At 69.0% G+C, this 16,829-nt stretch carries 15 protein-coding genes; 6 read left to right on the top strand and 9 right to left on the bottom strand.

Annotated features, from left to right (window positions below; genetic code table 11):
• Positions 1-160 precede the first annotated feature (160 nt).
• Positions 161-952 (bottom strand): PhzF family phenazine biosynthesis protein, encoded by a 792-nt coding sequence (locus ACZ6R6_RS46875; protein WP_470103747.1) that lies wholly within the window; start codon positions 950-952, stop codon positions 161-163.
• 188 nt (positions 953-1,140) lie between these two features.
• Between ACZ6R6_RS46875 and ACZ6R6_RS46870 the strand changes: the two genes are divergently transcribed.
• On the top strand, positions 1,141-1,533 hold the full coding sequence (locus tag ACZ6R6_RS46870) for a cell division protein SepF (RefSeq protein WP_306862840.1): 393 nt from the start codon (positions 1,141-1,143) through the stop codon (positions 1,531-1,533).
• Positions 1,534-1,703: 170 nt separating this feature from the next.
• Here ACZ6R6_RS46870 and ACZ6R6_RS46865 read toward each other — a convergent pair whose 3' ends face one another.
• The 4 genes from ACZ6R6_RS46865 to ACZ6R6_RS46850 all read right to left on the bottom strand — a co-directional run bounded on the left by ACZ6R6_RS46865 (position 1,704) and on the right by ACZ6R6_RS46850 (position 6,838).
• Positions 1,704-3,032 carry a hypothetical protein gene (locus ACZ6R6_RS46865; protein WP_470103746.1) on the bottom strand — a complete coding sequence of 443 codons (1,329 nt, stop codon included), beginning with the start codon at positions 3,030-3,032 and terminating at the stop codon, positions 1,704-1,706.
• 143 nt (positions 3,033-3,175) lie between these two features.
• Entirely contained in the window at positions 3,176-4,930 is a 1,755-nt protein-coding gene (gene argS, locus ACZ6R6_RS46860) for an arginine--tRNA ligase (RefSeq protein ID WP_470103744.1), read from the bottom strand.
• Positions 4,931-5,112: 182 nt separating this feature from the next.
• On the bottom strand, positions 5,113-6,147 hold the full coding sequence (plsX, locus tag ACZ6R6_RS46855; protein ID WP_470103742.1) for a phosphate acyltransferase PlsX: 1,035 nt from the start codon (positions 6,145-6,147) through the stop codon (positions 5,113-5,115).
• A 70-nt stretch (positions 6,148-6,217) separates the two neighbouring features.
• The gene (locus ACZ6R6_RS46850; RefSeq protein WP_470103740.1) at positions 6,218-6,838 is read right to left on the bottom strand and encodes a DUF1707 SHOCT-like domain-containing protein; all 621 of its coding nucleotides are present in this window, start codon (positions 6,836-6,838) and stop codon (positions 6,218-6,220) included.
• Positions 6,839-7,017: 179 nt separating this feature from the next.
• Here ACZ6R6_RS46850 and ACZ6R6_RS46845 point away from each other — a divergent pair, with 179 nt between their 5' ends.
• Together ACZ6R6_RS46845 and ACZ6R6_RS46840 are read left to right on the top strand one after the other, a co-directional pair.
• Complete coding sequence (locus tag ACZ6R6_RS46845) at positions 7,018-8,412, top strand: KamA family radical SAM protein (RefSeq protein ID WP_470103749.1); 1,395 nt, start codon at positions 7,018-7,020, stop codon at positions 8,410-8,412.
• Between the two features lie 446 nt (positions 8,413-8,858).
• Positions 8,859-9,698, top strand: coding sequence for a hypothetical protein (locus tag ACZ6R6_RS46840; RefSeq protein WP_470103738.1), 840 nt, complete (start codon positions 8,859-8,861; stop codon positions 9,696-9,698).
• 185 nt (positions 9,699-9,883) lie between these two features.
• Here ACZ6R6_RS46840 and ACZ6R6_RS46835 read toward each other — a convergent pair whose 3' ends face one another.
• From ACZ6R6_RS46835 to ACZ6R6_RS46820, 4 genes are all read right to left on the bottom strand, one after another.
• Positions 9,884-10,063 (bottom strand): hypothetical protein, encoded by a 180-nt coding sequence (locus ACZ6R6_RS46835; RefSeq protein WP_306862854.1) that lies wholly within the window; start codon positions 10,061-10,063, stop codon positions 9,884-9,886.
• Positions 10,064-10,242: 179 nt separating this feature from the next.
• Complete coding sequence (locus ACZ6R6_RS46830; protein ID WP_470103737.1) at positions 10,243-10,764, bottom strand: YbhB/YbcL family Raf kinase inhibitor-like protein; 522 nt, start codon at positions 10,762-10,764, stop codon at positions 10,243-10,245.
• A 153-nt stretch (positions 10,765-10,917) separates the two neighbouring features.
• Positions 10,918-11,772: an ABC transporter ATP-binding protein gene (locus tag ACZ6R6_RS46825; protein ID WP_470103736.1), complete on the bottom strand. Its 855-nt coding sequence runs from the start codon at positions 11,770-11,772 to the stop codon at positions 10,918-10,920.
• On the bottom strand, positions 11,765-12,715 hold the full coding sequence (locus ACZ6R6_RS46820) for an ABC transporter permease (protein ID WP_470103735.1): 951 nt from the start codon (positions 12,713-12,715) through the stop codon (positions 11,765-11,767). Before ACZ6R6_RS46820 ends, ACZ6R6_RS46825 begins: the two co-directional genes overlap by 8 nt.
• A gap of 503 nt (positions 12,716-13,218) precedes the next feature.
• On the opposite strand from ACZ6R6_RS46820, the gene ACZ6R6_RS46815 reads away from it, so the two are divergent.
• The 3 genes from ACZ6R6_RS46815 to ACZ6R6_RS46805 all read left to right on the top strand — a co-directional run bounded on the left by ACZ6R6_RS46815 (position 13,219) and on the right by ACZ6R6_RS46805 (position 16,826).
• Positions 13,219-14,862, top strand: coding sequence for a peptide ABC transporter substrate-binding protein (locus ACZ6R6_RS46815; RefSeq protein WP_470103733.1), 1,644 nt, complete (start codon positions 13,219-13,221; stop codon positions 14,860-14,862).
• Positions 14,863-14,983: 121 nt separating this feature from the next.
• Positions 14,984-15,907 (top strand): ABC transporter permease, encoded by a 924-nt coding sequence (locus ACZ6R6_RS46810; protein ID WP_470103731.1) that lies wholly within the window; start codon positions 14,984-14,986, stop codon positions 15,905-15,907.
• Entirely contained in the window at positions 15,900-16,826 is a 927-nt protein-coding gene (locus ACZ6R6_RS46805) for an ABC transporter permease (RefSeq protein ID WP_470103729.1), read from the top strand. The genes ACZ6R6_RS46810 and ACZ6R6_RS46805 overlap by 8 nt, the downstream gene beginning before the upstream one ends.
• Positions 16,827-16,829: the final 3 nt, after the last annotated feature.

Raw genomic sequence — 16,829 nt, 5'->3', positions numbered from 1 at the left:
GCCGATGGTACTGCACCGGGGACGGTGTGGGAGAGTAGGTCGCCGCCGGACAATTTTTTGTGGAAAGGCCATCCCTTCGGGGGTGGCCTTTCCTGCTTTCCGGGGACTTGACGGCCGGTCCGGGTCGGGCGAGGCACCACATGCCTGCCCCTGCGGGCCTTCAGACGTGAAGCTCGCCGGAGAGCACGGTCACCGCATGCCCGGCCAGCCGGACCCGGTCGCCCCGCAGGGTCGTGTGGACCACACCGCCCCGCTGGGAGAGCTGGGCGCCGATCAGGGAGTCGGGGCCGAGCTTGCCCGTCCAGTAAGGGGCCAGGGCGCAGTGGGCGGAACCGGTCACCGGGTCCTCGGGGACCCCGACCTTGGGGGCGAAGAAACGAGAGACGTAGTCGATGCCGGACCGCGACGCGGGGGCGGTCACGATGACCCCTCGGGCGTCCACCTTCTCCAGCATGAGGAAGTCAGGAGCGAGGGCCTGCACGGCCTCCTCGGACTCGACCTCCACGAGATAGTCCCACTCGTTCTTGCCGACCCAGAGAGGACTGACGCCCCCCAGTGCGTCCAGCAGACCCTCCGGCGGGCTCACCGCTTCGAGCGTCTTCGCCGGGAAGTCCATGGTGATCAGACCGGCTCCGTCCCTGGTCACGGACAGGATCCCGCTCTTCGTTGAGAACTCAAGGGTTTCCGGGGCCGATCCGGTGGAATACAGGACGTGCGCCGTGGCCAAGGTGGCGTGTCCGCACAGTGCCACCTCGGTCGCCGGCGTGAACCAACGGAGTGAATACGGCTCGCCGTCTTCCCCTTCAAGCACGAAGGCCGTCTCGGAGTGCCTCATCTCCGCTGCGATGGACTGCATCCAGGCATCCGGAACCGGATTGTCGAGTAGACAGACCCCCGCAGGGTTACCCTTGGAAAATTGGTCGGTAAATGAATCGACCGTATAGATGTGCATGACGTAATTTTAACTGATCGACAATATTCGGCTGAAAGCGGGTGTGCGGGCCAGGCAAACCAGTGCGCTAGCCGTACAAAGTGGGAATAAGCGTTGGGCGTGTCGCGCGGCGAACTTCTGGGCGTCGGTTACCGTCCAAGGTGTAGGACAAGCCGGATGCGGCGTGGTCCTGAGGAAAGGACGAGCCGATGGGGGCAGTGCGCAAGGTGGCGACCTACCTTGGCCTAGGCGGAGCAGAGGATTACGACGAGTCCTATGACTACGAGGACGACGTCGAAGGCGAGGGCGAGGACTGGCAGCCCGCTTCGGAGCGTGCGGCCAAGCGCTGGCGCTCGATGAGCGAGCCTTCGCGGATCGTGATGCTGACGCCCAGGAAGTACAACGACGCTCCGATCATCGGACAGCACTTCCGCGACGGCCAGACCGTCATCATGGACGTCAACGTCATGAGCACCGCCGAGGCCACGCGGATGGTCGACTTCGCCGCGGGCCTGGCCTACGGCTGCGAGGGCCGCATAGAGCGCATCGCGGAGAAGGTCTTCCTGCTGGCTCCGGCAGAGGTGGAGATCACCACCGGCTGATCCCGGGTCACCGGGACGGCCGGCGGCATGCGATCTTCGTCGTTCCCATGCCTCCGCGCCGCTCCATGCCCCTGCGCCGTGGCCGGGCGCCCTGCGGCGTCCTCCGTGGCGCCGGGGCGCTCCCGGCGGGTGCCGGCGGCGCCGAGGTGCTCCCGGCTCCGGTGTCCCGGCTATCTTGCGCGGGGGCCCCGGCGGAGCACACGGGTCAGCTCGGTCAGGTCCGAGGCGGCGGTCTGGGCGCGCTTGTCGCTCTCGCGGGCGTATTCGTGCAGCGCCCACACGGCGCTGTCGGCCAGCTCGCGCAGCTCGGAGAGCTGCGCGGTGACGTATTCGGCGTCTGCCCGCTCGTGCCTGCGCCGACGCCAGAGCTGGTGGCCTCCCGCGGCCACCAGGGCCAGCGCGAGCGCCGCCAGCGGCAGCGTCACAGGGGTGACGAGCGCGGCCACCAGGGCTGCCACGCCCAGGGCGAGCAGCGCGTAGGCGAGCCAGGGGCGGCCGCGGACGGGCACGCCTTCGACGCTGATGCGTTCTTCGGCGGCGGCCAGGGACTCGGGGTCAGGGCCTTCGGGGCGGAGCACCACGCGGTGCCCGAGCAGCGGCATGGTGACCGATTCCGGCGGATCCACCTGGGTGGCCAGCACGAGGCCCTCGGCGGCGGTCCGCACGGTCGGCGCGGCCATGTGCAGGGCGATGGCGGCCAGGTGCGGGTCGGAGCCGGGGCGCAGATCGGTGAGCAGGTGACCGGTGAGCGAGTCGGTCGGACTCTCGGCGCCGTCTGAGCCGATCAGGTGACGCAGCACCGCGAGCGGCTCACCCTCGGTCCACGCGGCGGCGGGTCTGCCCACGCGGCCGGTCGGCTCCGTGGCGCTGCTCTCCCGGGTCGAGGTGATCTCGACGCAGCGGCCGAGCAGGCGGGTCAGCTGGTCGGCGGCCTGGACGGGCCCGGCCAGTTCGGGGAGCTCGGCGAGCTCGGGGAAGTCGACCAGGGACGGCGGCACTATCATCGATGGCTCGTGCGGGGTCATCGCGCTCAACCACCGGTCGGGCTCGATCTCCGAGGGCGTGGCCACCGAGTCGAGCCTGCGGAGTACGAAGATCTTGCCTGCGGGGCCGTACGCGCCCTTGGCGGCGGCGAGCCAGAGTGCACGCTGGCCGTGGGTCACCGGCTTGTCGGCCGACAGCCCGCCGAAGGCGATGCCCAGCCAGGAGGCGTGGATCTGGTCGCCCCGGCCGGCGACGGCCAGGGCCAGGCAGAGGAAGAGCGCGGTCCGCTGCTCGTCGAGCTGGGCGGCGCGGCCGAGCGGCTCGAGCGCGTCCTCGCCGCGCATGAGCAGGGTGAGGGCCTCGACCGCCGGGGCCAGCCAGTGGTCGGTCACATCCGGGAACTTCGGTGGCGCCGTGGAGAGGGCTGCGTCGGCGGTCAGATTCGCCAGGAGTGCCTCGGCGTAGCGGTGCAGCTCCGTCCCGATGTGGGGACTCGCGGTCAGGTCGGTGCTCAAGGCAGAGAACTCTCCGAAGTTGTGACCGGTGACCGCGCCAGCGTAGTGCGCTTCGGTCATCCCTGTCGGGAGGCGCGCCGAACCCAATTTTGCCGGATGATCGCCTCGATTTGGTGAATCAAGGCGATCATCCGGCGGATAGCTCACATGCGTTCGGGGACCGGGACGCCCAGCAGGCTCAGGCCGGTCTCCAGCACGCGCAGGGTGAGCGCGCACAGGGCGAGCCGCGAGGCGCGCGTGGCCGGGTCGACGTCGTCCTTCAGGACGGGGCAGTTCTCGTAGAAGGTGGTGAAGGCGCTCGCGGTCTCGAACAGGTAGTTGGCGAGCCGGTGCGGCACGGAGCTCTCGGCCACCTCCTCCACGATCGAGCCGAAGCCGAGAAGCTGCAGGGCCAGGGCGCGTTCGGCGGGGTGGCCGAGCACGATCGGGCCGGTCGCCTTGGCCGGGTCGGTGTCCGCCTTGCGGAAGATGGAGCGGATGCGGGCGGTGGCGTACTGGAGGTAGGGGCCGGTGTTGCCGGTCAGCGCGAGCATCCGGTCGAAGTCGAAGACGTATTCGCTGTCGTGGCTGACCGACAGGTCGGCGTATTTGACCGCGCCCATGCCGACGGCGTGCCCGATCACGCCGCGCGTGGCGTCGTCGTAGTCGCGGTCGGCGAGCACGGCGGCGGCACGGGTCTCGGCCTCGTCGAGCAGCTGCAGCAGCTTGATGGACTCGCCGCTGCGGGTCTTGAACATCTTGCCGTCGCTGCCCAGCACGCTGCCGATCTGGACGTGCTCGGCGCGGACGTGGTCGGGCAGCCAGCCGGCCATCCTGGCGGAGGCGAACAGCATCGACATGTGCAGGGCCTGGGTCGCCCCGATCACGTAGAGGATCCGGTCGGCCTTGAGGTCCTGGACGCGGTAGTGGATGGTGGCCATGTCGGTGGTGGCGTAGCCGTATCCGCCGTCGCTCTTGCGGATCATGAACGGCAGCGGCTGGTCCTCGCGGCCGGTGAAGCCGGGCGGGAAGACGCAGAGCGCGCCGTCGCTGACGACGGCGATGCCACGCTCCTGGAGCTCGTCGCAGACCTTGGCGAGCATGTGGTTGTACATGCTCTCGCCGGCGATGTCGCCGTCGGTCAGCGTCACGCCGAGCTGGTGGTAGACCTTGTTGAAGTAGCGGACCGTGGCGTCCATGAAGATGTGCCACAGGCGCATGGTCTCCGGCTCTTCGGCCTGGAGGGTCACCACCCGCGTGCGGGCGCGCTTGTTGAACTCCGGGTCGCTGTCGAACTTGGCGCGGGCCGCCTGGTAGTAGGCGTTGCCCTCGCCCGCCTCGAGCTGGGCCACGGCGGTCTCCTCGCCGATGTCCAGCAGGTGCTCGATGAGCATGCCGAACGGGGTGCCCCAGTCGCCCAGGTGGTTCTGCCGGATGACCTTGTTGCCGACGTGTTCGTGCACGCGGACCAGGGCGTCGCCGACGATGGTCGTGCGCAGGTGGCCGACGTGCATCTCCTTGGCCGCGTTGGGCGCGGAGTAGTCGACCACGACGGTCTGCGGCGAGGCGACGCGGGCGACGCCGCTGCGCGGGTCGGCCAGGATCCCGGCGGTCTGGGCGGTGATCCAGTCGTCGGACAGCGTGATGTTCAGGAAGCCGGGGCCGCTGACCTCGACGGTGCCGGGGAAGTGCTCCCCCTGCGTGTCGCCGGCGCGGCCGGTGAGGTGGTCGGCGATCTCCTGGGCGACCTCCCGCGGTGCCCGTCGCAGTCGCTTGCTCAGGCTCATCGCCACGTTCGCCTGGTAGTCGGCGAACTGGGAGGGACGGATCAGCGGGTCTGCGTCGGCGTAGTCCGCACCGAAGGCGGCGGCCAGCGCCTGCTGGACGCGCTCGGTGAGGGCGTGCTGCGGGTCGGTCATGACCCAAGGGTATCGTTTGGCCGGTCGTGAGCCGGCGATATTTCAGGCGATTACATGATCTTGAAAGCCGCCGGCGGCGCGGCTGGAGAGGCCGCTCTCCCAGGCGGCGCAGCCGGAGTCATGGGGGGTGTGCGCCAGGCTCGTCGGGCGGTGGTCCATCCCGGGGGCGATGTGGCCGACGGTCACCAGAGGCGGTGCGGCCGATGGGCGGCGCCCAGGCGTTCGCCGATGCGGGCGACCACGCCTTGCCGGGCCAGTCTGGCGGCCAGCACGCAGGCGGCGCTCACCCCTCTGGCCTGCGAGGAGCCGTGCGCGATGACCACGGTGCCGTTCAGGCCGAGCAGTACGGCTCCGCCGTGGACCTCGGGGTCCAGCCGCTGGTTGAGCTCCTTGACGCGCCTGCGCTGCAGCATCCCGCCCAGCCGGGCCGCGCGGCTCTCGTTGATCGTCTCGCGGAGCTCGGCGAAGGCGTAGCGGACGCTGCCCTCCATGGTCTTGAGCGCCACGTTGCCGGTGAAGCCGTCGGTGACGATGACGTCCACGGCCCCGGTGAGCAGGTCGTGTCCTTCGACGTTGCCGGCGAAACTCAGGCCGGGGGCGGCCGACAGCAGCTCGTGTGCCCGTTTGACGAGCTTGTTGCCCTTCCCCGGCTCGCTGCCGATGGTCAGCAGGCCGATCTTGGGTTCGGCGACGTCCAGGACGGTCTCCGCATAGGCCGCGCCGAGGTGGGCGAACTGCACCAGCATCTCCGGCTTCACCTCGGCGTTGGCGCCCGCGTCCAGCAGGACGGTGGGGGTGGGCCGGGTGGGCAGGGCGACGGTGATGGCGGGCCTGAGCACCCCGGTCTGGCTGCGGAGCCGGAGTTTTCCGGTGGCCACGATCCCGGCGGTGGATCCGGCGGAGACCACGGCGGAGGCGTCGCCCCGCCGTACGAGATGGCAGGCGACGGCGATGCTGGAGCGTGGGCGGCGGAGACTGGCGAGGGCGCCCTCGTCCATGGCCAGCTCCTCCTCGGCCCGGATGATCGGGATCTCGGTGAGCGCGTCGTGCAGGGCGAGCGCCTCCATGAGGGGACGGGGCTCGCCGACGAGGACGACGGAGATCCCGTGCTCCCGCACCGCGTGGACGGCGCCCGCCACGATCTCGTCCGGGGCGTGGTCGCCTCCCATCGCGTCCAGGGCGATCGGCATGACGCCGGGAGGGGCGGTATCAGGCAAGCGGTCACCTCGTGCGGGATGGTTTGTCCGCATCGTAGGCGGGGCCGGCACCGGATGGGTCAACCGGGGATCAGGGCCTGTCGGGGAGATTCCAGTCGCTCCTCTCCCGCGCGACGACGACCTTCCCGAAGGTGGTCCGGCCGACGACCCGGATGACCGGGCCACCCGCGTCGCCGAGGTCGCCGGAGATGTGCCGCTTGGCGAACAGCGCGCTGACCTCGTCGATGACGTGGGCGTTCTTGGGGACCCGGACGATCAGCTTGCCGCAGTAGGCGTTGACCTCAAGGGTGATCTCACGGCCGGGGAGCACCGCGTCGGACAGGTCGACGATCAGCGCGCCGAACGTGGCGTTCAGCGTCGTGTGGCGGCCGGCGATCCAGCGCCCGCCCCGCAGGACCTTGCTGAAGACGGCGCTCACCTCCTGCCGGACGGTGGCGGGGCCGCTGCCGGTGGCGGTGACGTCGGGCAGGTCGAGGGTGATCGGGACGAGGTCGTCCACGGTCACCGAGTCGTAGGTCGCCTGCAGCCGGTCGGCGTGCTCGACGCTGGTCAGCCGGCCGGTGGCGAGTGCCTCGGCCAGCACCGCGGCCACCCGGTCGCGGTCGGCGTCGGAGGCGCGCAGGGCGGGGACACGGGGGCGTGGCGAGACCGAGACGGAGGCGCTCGGCGGAGCGGAGTCGCGGGGGGTCATGAGGGGATTGTACGTCTAGTCGAGATATATCGCGATAGGAACTTTACCTGGGAACTTACTGATGAGTGGAACCGGCCGCAGGGTTGACTACGTCCGGATATATAAGCGCGGTAGACGCGCGACTGGCTGGAGAGGTTTACGTGTAGATCGACAAAAATCGGAGGAAAGGCTTAGTGATCTTGAAGGAAGGCTCTACTCGGGGGTTCCGGGCCTACACCGCCAAGCATCTGGACGACCTGTTGCGACGGGCGGGCCTCGGAGACGAGGAGCGGCTCCGGATCAGAGCGGTGGCGACCGTGCTGCCCTTCCGTACCAACGCCTACGTGGTGGATCAGCTCATCGACTGGTCGGCCATACCCGATGACCCCATATACCGTCTGGTCTTCCCCCAGGCGGACATGCTGCCCGAGCCGGACGTCACCAGACTCGCAGGTCTCCTGGGAGCGGGCGCGCCGAACGCGGAGATCCAGGCGGCGGCACGCGAGGTCAGGATGCGGCTCAACCCGCACCCGGCCGGACAGCTCGACCTCAACGTCCCGCGCATCGGCCAGGAGCCGGTGCCCGGCATGCAGCACAAATATCCAGAGACAGTGCTCTTCTTCCCCAAGCAGGGGCAGACCTGTCACGCCTACTGCACCTACTGCTTCCGGTGGGCGCAGTTCATCGGCGAGCCCGACCTCAAGTTCGCCTCCGACGACATCGACGACCTCATCGCTTACCTGAAGGACAACCCCCAGGTGACCAGCGTGCTGTTCACCGGTGGCGATCCGATGATCATGAGTGAGCCGGTGCTCCGCCGCTACCTGGAGCCGCTGCTGGAGGTGGAACAGCTCGAATCCATCCGCATCGGCACCAAGTCGCTGGCCTACTGGCCGCAGCGGTTCGTCTCCGACCCCGATGCCGACGACACGTTGCGCCTGTTCGCCTCGGTGGTGGACGCGGGCAAGAACCTGGCCTTCATGGCGCACTTCTCCCACCCGAGGGAGATGGAGTCGCCCGTCGCCGAAGCCGCCGTGGCCGGGATCCTCGCCACCGGCGCGGTGATCAGGACCCAGGCGCCGTTGATCAGGACGGTCAACGACGCCCCCGGCATCTGGTCGTCCATGTGGCGCAGGCAGCTCACGATGGGCATGGTGCCCTACTACATGTTCATCGAACGGGACACCGGGCCGCAGGACTACTTCGCGGTCCCGCTCGCCCGGGCCTACGAGATCTTCAGGGACGCGTACGCGAGCGTTTCGGGGCTGTGCCGCACGGTGCGGGGCCCCTCCATGTCGGCCACGCCCGGCAAGGTCTGCGTGGACGGCGTCACCGAGATCGCCGGGCAGAAGGTCTTCGTGCTCCACCTCATCCAGGCGCGCGATCCCGAGCTGGTCGGACGTCCCTTCTTCGCGCGGTACGACCCCACCGCCACCTGGCTCACCGACCTCCGGCCGGCGTTCGCCGAGCGCTTCCCCTTCGACCCCGCCGAACTTTCCGAACTCTCCCTCTCCGGACTCTCCGACCTCTCCGGGCCCGCCGAGTCCGCGGGACCCTTCGAGCCGGTGGCGGCCCCCCGGCGGCTGTCCGCCTGATCCGCTCGGTCAAGCGGGTGCCCGGCAACCGGAAAATCTGACGCCGTGACCCGCGGACTCTTTTTCCCGCCTCTTTCCCGGTTTCCCGTCGCCGGCGGCGCGAAAATGTGCTCCGGGTCCCAGTGGTTTTGTGGCATAAGGATGAGCGGAGCGTAATCCTTCGCAGGACTATTTCCACATATACCGGCAGCGCCGGGCAGGTCTCAGGGCCCGCCCGGCGCTGCTCTGTTGGGGTCCCAGCCTCGGCCCGCAAGGAAGATCCGATCATCGCGGGCGGACTTGGGGGCCGCTCGGGGCGGTGATACAAATGCCGATGCAGCTTCCGGCCGGCGCGTTTCGTGTAGCCCTCCAAATCGCGCCCGCCGGTGATACCGGGTCTCAGGCCCGCTTTTTCCTGACGATTCCAAGAAATCAAGCGTGCCGATTACAAAGCTGGGAAGGCAATCATGAAGCGAGTCATCAAGGCGGCTGTGGCCGTGGCGGCGTTCGGCCTCGCGGCGGCGGTCTGCGCCCCCGCCCAGGCGCAGGCGCGCGACGTCTTCGACGGCCGGGACGCGGCCGAGGACGTCTCCATGGCGGTCGAGGGGCTCACCGGCGGCCTGCTCGACGGCCGGAACATGCTGTCCGCCCTGTCCTACGGGCAGGACCGGCCGATCTCCCTGGGGGGCGGCCGGGACCCGCGGATCGAGCTGGGAGGCGGTCAGGCCCCCTTCAACGGTCAGGCCCCCTTCAACGGTCAGGCCCCCTTCGGTGGCCTCGCCGCCGACCGGCGCGACGACGGCGTCGACGGCCTGCTCGGGACGCTCTCGGACGCCGTTGAGGACCTCGTCGGCGTCTCGCCGGACGGCATCGCCCTCGACAGCCCGCTGACCGGCTCCACCACGGGGGAGGAGATGCTGGTCGACGGCGCCGACGGTTTCGGCGACCTGGCCGCCGCGGCCGTGCGGGCCGCCGAGGCCCGTCAGGCGGGCCAGGCCCCCGCGACGGCGGTCCAGGGGCTGACCGGGGGGCAGCCGGAGGTCGGCGGGCTCGTCGACGCGGTGAACCAGGCCGTCCCGCAGGGCGCCGAGCGGGCGGGCACCCTCGCCCCGCTGGTGGGCACCCTGTCGCCGGCCGAGGCCGCGCCGGTCGCCGGGGCCGTCGCCCCGATCGTCCGCTCCGCCTCCGGTGACGAGATCTCCCCGCTGGTGGGCAACACCACCGGGGAGGGCGCCAGGGCCGTCACCGAGACCGTCCACTCCGTGGCCGACAGCACCATGGGCGCCACCAGGGCCGCCGCCGAGTAACCGCGGCGGCGCCGGGGCGGACGCGGCGGCGTGGGGTGCCCCCGCCGCCGCCGGACGGCCGTGACGGCGCGCGGGGCCCGCTGCCGAGCCGGGCATCCGCGCCTGCACGGGATGTCCGCCACGGAGCCGGACATCCGCGGTGACAGGAAGACCGGCCGGTGCGCACCGGCCGGTCTTCCTTGGTCTCAGAGGCCCGGCTCCCGCACCGAGGTGCGCCGGGCGATCTGGGCCTGAAGTCTGGCCATCTGCCAGTGCAGCTCGATGAGTTGCTCGGTGAGCTGGAGACGGGGAATCTCGGACGGGTCCTCTGTGGCCAGGTGGTCGATCGCGGTCGACAGCTCTCGCATCGCGCGCCCCCACTCCATGACGGCTTCCTAAGATCGAAACAACGTTCGAATCATAGCGGAGTGCCGATCACGATGTCAGTGATTGTCGCCGAAGGCGCACCGGCGACCCGGCTGAGGAGCGGGGGCTCCGGTGACGGGCGCCGGAGCCCGGTCCGCCGTGCTCCGGCGCCGCGACCGCCACACCTGGCCGCCCGCCCTCAGACCTCGTACACCGGGACGATGTATCCGCGGGCCAGGGTGTGGGCGGTGATGTTGAAGCCCACCACGGCTGGCGGCGTGTCGGCGTCCACGCCCAGCTTGTCCACATCAAGGGCGTGCACCGCGAAGATGTAGCGGTGCGGCCAGCCGGGAGGCGGGGCCGCGCCGCCGTAGGCGTTGGTGCTGTAGTCGTTGCGGCCGTGCACGCCGAAGCCGGAGCCGGCACCGCCCGCCCCGGCGGGCAGTTCGGTCACCTCGGCCGGGATGTCGAACAGCAGCCAGTGCCAGAATCCGCTGCCGGTGGGGGCGTCGGGGTCGAAGCACGTCACCGCGTAGCCGAGGGTGCCCTCGGGGGCCCCCGACCAGCGCAGGTGCGGTGAGATGTTCTGCCCGGTCGCACCCCAGCCGTCGAACACGTGGGCCTCGGACAGCGTCTCGCCGTCGCGGACGTCGTCGCTCTCGACGGTCAGCGCGGGGACCTGGGGCAGGAAGTCATATGGGATCGGTGGCCGTGGGGACACGATTCACCTCCGGTAGGAGCGTCTTGTCGGTCGCTCCCATCCTGCCCCGCCGCCGGAGGATCTCGCAGGCGGCGGCTCCCGCGCCGCGGACACGTCGTGGGCCGCCCGGCCGCCTCGCCGTACGGAAGGGTCGCGGCGGCCCCTGGCGTGCCGTCAGGCGCTGTTGTAGGCGGCGAGCACCGTCTTGGGGTCGCCGTCCATCTTGATCTTGCCCTTGTGCAGCCAGATGACCCGGTTGCAGGTCTCCTCGATCACGTCGAGGTTGTGCGCGACCAGGAAGACCGTGCCGGCCTCGTCGCGCATCTGCTTGATGCGCTCCTGGCTCTTGCGCTTGAAGTCGCGGTCGCCGGTGGCCAGGGCCTCGTCGATGAGCAGCACGTCGTGGGCCTTGGCCGAGGCGATGGCGAAGCGGAGCCGGGCGCCCATGCCGGAGGAGTAGGTCGACATGGGGAACTGCACGAACTCGCCGATGCCGGAGAAGTCGACGATCTCCTCGTATTTGTCCTTCACCTGCGCGGGGTTCATGCCCATCGCGTAGCAGCCCAGCACGATGTTGCGCTCGCCGGTCAGTTCGCGCATCAGCGCGGCGTTGACGCCGAGCAGGGAGGGCTGGCCGTCGGTGTAGACCGCGCCCGAGTGGGGCGGCAGCAGTCCGGCGATGGCGCGCAGCATGGTGGACTTGCCCGAGCCGTTGCGGCCGATGATGCCGATGGCGTCGCCGTGGTAGGCCACGAAGGAGACGCCGCGGACGGCGTGGACCTCCTTCATCTGCGGCCTGCCCTGGCGCTTGAGCAGCCGCATGAGGGCGTTGGCCGCGTTGCCCTTCTCGGCGTCGGTGGCCGCGCCGTACACGCGGTAGATGATGTGCAGGTCGTCCACGATGACCGTCGGAGTGCCCGTACGGCTGTTGCCGACGGGGTCCGGGTTGGGGTGCACCCTGACGTCCTTGGTGGGGACGCGGGGTTCCTCGGCCTTCACGCTGGACAGCTCCTCGGTCAACTCAGCCACGGCCGTACTTCTCCTCGGCTCGCCAGAAGTACCAGAAGCCACCGATCAGGGCGAACAACGCCCAGAATACGCAGACGATCCAGACCCATGGCCGGATGGCCTGCTGTGTGTGCTGCATGAGCAGGTCGCGCATCAGCTCGATGTAGGCGGCGGCCGGGTTGAAGTACATGACGTCGGCGACCCACTGCGGCAGGCCCGCCCCGTGGACCGGGTCCACGATCTTCTCCTCGATGGAGAAGAACACGCCGGAGGCGTAGAGCCAGGTGCGCGTGATGAAGGGCAGTAGCTGGTTCAGGTCGCGGGCGGTGGCTCCCACGCGGGCCAGGACCAGGCTGGCGCCGATGTTGAACATCGTCTGCAGCAGCAGGGCCACCGGGATCAGCAGCCAGAACCAGGTGATCGGCTCGCCGGTGATCAGCACCAGCGCGAACAGCACGCCCATCGAGATCAGGAGCTGCTGGAACTCCTGGATCGTGTAGGCGAGCGGGAGCGCGGCCCGGGGGAAGTGCAGGGCGCGGATCAGCGACAGGTTGCCGGAGATCGCCTTGGCGCCGCCGCTCACCGAGCGCTGCGTGTAGGTGAAGACGAACATCCCGGTGATGAGGAAGGCCGGGTAGTTCGGGATGTTCTTGCTCGCGCCGAGGATCAGGCCGAACATCAGGAAGTAGATGGCGGCGTTGAGCAGGGGGGTGAGGACCTGCCAGAGCTGACCCAGGGCTGAGTTGCTGTACTTCGAGACGTTGCGCGAGGTCGCGTAGGTCATGACGAAGTGCCGTCGTTCCCACAACTGGCGCAGGTAGACGGGCAGACTGGGGCGTGCGATGGCACGCCGAAGTCCGTAACGCTCGGCGAGCTTGGCCAGCGGCTCTTGCCCCTTGTCAGGGGTGCCGTTATTCGGGCCGCCCGCCTGGGCGTCCGCGATCGCGGATTCCGGCTGGCTCATGGCAAGGACTCTATTGGATGCGAGTGGTTGAAGTGCCTACGGCGGTGGTCCGCCGCACACATTGGACGGGATCTCCGCGGAAGAGGTTCCAGGGCAATTGTGCGGTTCGCCTGCGAACCTCCGGTCCCCCTGCGACGGGGTCAACGTTAGCCCAGCCGGAGGTCGTGCGGGGGCAATGGATGCAAGCACCCGTGGGACGGAGGTACTTTGGCGTGACCGTTCGCGTCCTACATGTACCTTTGTGTCCGTTTTTAGTGTGCCTGTGGGCACGGGCTGGTCAAGCCGGTAGACGTATGGCCTCGAACTGGCACATGCGTGACCGAACTGCAACATCACAGAGACATTTAGGTGTGGAGCGGTGCGGGATAGTCGCGTCCGACTGGTGTGGCGTCAACACCTTGGCCGGGACGGCGAGGACAGGGGGACCACAACATCCTCCGCCTGGCCCTCCGGCTCCGGGACCTCAACGGCGACGTCCGCCTGTAAAGGGAGGAATTACCACTATGCGCGTTACTAAGGGCGCACGGATCACGGCCGGTACCGCGCTGCTCGCCCTGGGGCTGGCCGCGTGCGGCGGCCAGACCTCCGCGGGTGGTGGGACGGCCTCGGCCGACCAGCCCGTGCGCATGGAACTCGGCGAGCCGCAGAAGCTCTTCTACCCCGGCGACACCACCGAGTCCGAGGGCTCCGAGGTGCTGGCCGCCATCTTCGCCCCGCTGGTCAGCTACGACGAGAACAAGCAGGTCGTCAACGACGTCGCCGACTCGATCAAGACGACCGACAACAAGGTCTGGACGATCAAGCTCAAGCCGGGCTACACCTGGCACAACAAGGAGCCGCTGATCGCGCAGAACTACGTCGACGCCTGGAACTACTCCGCCGACCAGGACAACGCCCAGGGCGCCAACGGCTTCTTCAGCCGCGTCGAGGGCTGGGCCGACCTGAACCCGGGCGAGGGCAAGACCGTCTCCGCCAAGGGGATGAGGGGCCTGAGGGTCCTCGGCGACGCGGCCACCTCCCGGACCTTCCAGATCACCCTCACCAAGCCGTTCTCCCAGTTCAAGACGATGCTGGGCTACACGTCGTTCTACCCGCTGCCCAAGGCCGCCTTCGACGACGCCGGCAAGGTCACCGAGGCGTACGCCAAGCAGCCGATCGGCCAGGGCTACTTCAAGTTCGACAAGCCCTACAACAAGGGCACCGACCAGACGATCGACCTGACCCGCTACGACGCGTTCCCCGGGGCCAAGCCGAAGTTCGACAAGCTCCAGTTCAAGCTCTACGCGAGCTCCGAGACCGCGTTCAACGACCTGCGCGCGGGCAACCTGGACGTCCACGACTCGCTGCCCCCGTCGGCGATCGCCAGCGCCAAGGCCGAGCTCGGCGAGCGCTACATGGACGAGGCCGACGCCGGCGTCGGCTACATCGGCTTCCCGATGCAGTACAACAAGACCTACGAGAACGTGAAGGTCCGCGAGGCCATCTCCATGGCCATCGACCGCAAGACGATCGCCGAGACGGTCTTCTCCGGCACCCGCGCCCCGGCCGACGACTTCATCAACCCGCTGCTCGACGGCTACCGCCCCGGCGCCTGCGCGGTCTGCACCTACGACCCGGCCAAGGCCAAGTCGCAGTACGCCGACAACAACGGCCCCAAGACGCTGGAGCTGGGCTACAACTCCGACGGTCCGCACAAGGAGTGGATCGAGGCCGTCGCCAACAACCTCCGCGCCAACCTCGGCGTCCAGGTCACGGTGAAGCCGTTCGAGAAGTTCGCCTCGATCCTCGACGAGCTGGACAAGAAGACCTACGGCGGCATGTTCCGCATGGGCTGGGCGATCGACTACCCGTCCGCGGAGAACTACCTGACCCCGGTCTTCTCCACCGTCGCGATCAAGACCGGCTCGAACTACGCGGGCTGGTCCAACAAGGAGTTCGACGACCTCCTCGCCAAGGGCGACAGCGCCGCCACGCAGGCGCAGGGCCTGAAGTACTACCAGCAGGCCGACGACATCCTGATCAAGGAACTGCCGTACATCCCGGTGTACTTCTACCGGACGAACGTCGCGTTCTCCCAGCATGTCAAGGGCATCAAGCTCAACCTCCTCAACCAGGTCGAGTGGACCCAGGTCGAGAAGGTCGCCTGACGGACGGCGGTGGGCCGGGCGCGTGAGCCCGGCCCCATGGGCTGCCTCCGGGTGGTCCCTCGCACGGCACGACCCGGCCGGTCGCGAGGGGCCGTCCCCGAGGCGTGTACGGGAGGCTTGAATGGGCCGTTACATCATCAGGCGCCTTGTCCAGGCGATACCTGTCCTGCTGGGCGCCACCCTGCTCATCTACGCCATCGTCTTCGCGCTGCCCGGTGACCCCATCGCGGCGCTGGCGGGCGAGAAGCGGGTGGACCCCAACATCACCGCCATCCTGCGGGAGCAGTACCACCTGAACGACCCGTTCCTGGTGCAGTACTGGTACTACCTCGTGGGCCTGTTCGGCGGCGACTTCGGCACCACCTTCGCCGGAGTGCCGGTCACCGACATCATGGCCGGCAAGTTCCAGGTGACCATCAACCTGGCGATGACCGCCCTGGTCATGGAGGCGATCATCGGAGTCGGCCTCGGCCTCTACGCGGCGCTGCGCCACGGCAGGGCCCAGGACTCGATGGTCCTGGCCTCCACGCTGGTGCTGATCTCCATCCCCACGCTGGTCACCGGGTTCGTGCTCCAGCTGCTCCTGGGGGTCAAGGTCGGCCTGCTGCCCGTCGCGGGCGTGACGGACGGCTGGCGCAGCTATCTGCTGCCCGGCTTCGTGCTCGCCGGGACGTCGATCGCCTACCTCACCCGGCTCACCCGGACCAGTCTCGTGGAGACCCTGCGCGCCGACTACATCCGCACCGCGGTGGCCAAGGGCCTGCCCCGGCGCCGGGTCGTCGGGCGGCACGCGCTGCGCAACGCGCTGATCCCGTTGGTCACCTATCTCGGCGCCGACCTCGGCACGCTGATGGGCGGGGCGGTGATCACCGAGACCATCTTCAACCTGCCGGGCATCGGCCAGCAGCTGTTCAGCTCGGTCTACCTGCGCGAGCAGTCCGTCGTCGTCGGCATCGTGACCGTGCTGGTGCTGATCTACATCCTGGCCAACCTGGTCGTCGACCTGCTCTACGCCGTGCTCGACCCGAGGATCCGTTATGAGTGACACCCTTGCTCCGGCCACCAGGCGCGCCAAGCACGGCAAGCGGGCCAAGGCTCCCCGGCCCCCCAAGGCCGCGAGCCTGTGGAGCGACGCCTGGCACGACCTGCGCCGCCGTCCACTCTTCATCGGCTCGGCCGTCCTTATCGGCATTTTTCTGATCATGTCGATATTTCCCTGGCTCTTCACCTCGGTGAACCCGTTCGACGCCGCGAGCTGCCGGCTCGCCGATGCCCGGCAGGGCATGAGCGGCGCCCACTGGTTCGGCACCGACAACCTGGGCTGTGACGTCTACGCCCGCACGATCTACGGCGCCCGCAACTCGATCGTGGTGGGGGTGACGACCACGGTCGTCACCGCGCTGGTGGGCGGCCTGCTCGGCCTCGTCGCGGGGTTCAAGGGCGGCGCGCTCGACACCCTGTTCTCCCGGATCACCGAGATCTTCTTCGCGATCCCGTCGATCCTCGGCGCCCTGCTCATCCTCGCGGTCTTCCGCACGGGCAACGTCTGGACCGTCATGCTGGCGCTGGCCGTACTGACCTGGCCGATGACCTTCCGCATCATGCGGGCCGCGGTGATCACCGCCAAGAGCCAGGACTACGTGGTCGCGGCCCGGGCGCTCGGCGCCTCCGCGCCCCGGATCATGTTCCGGCACATCCTGCCGAACGCGGTCGCGTCCGTGATCGTGGTCGCCACGATCAATCTGGGCGGCTTCATCGCCGCGGAGGCCGGTCTCTCCTTCCTCGGGGTCGGTCTACGCTCGCCTGACATCTCCTGGGGACTTATGATCTCCGATGCCCGGGAGCGCTTCCTGGAGGCTCCGGGTCCGCTGCTGTTCCCGGCGCTGTTCCTGAGCCTGACCGTGCTGGCCTTCATCATGCTGGGCGACGCCGTCCGCGACGCCCTCGACCCGAAGCTGCGGTAAGGG

This window comes from Streptosporangium sp. NPDC048886 (genome assembly GCF_055586905.1).
Note: the sequence above shows the minus strand (reverse complement) of the source record. Positions and strands in the feature narration are given on the sequence as shown.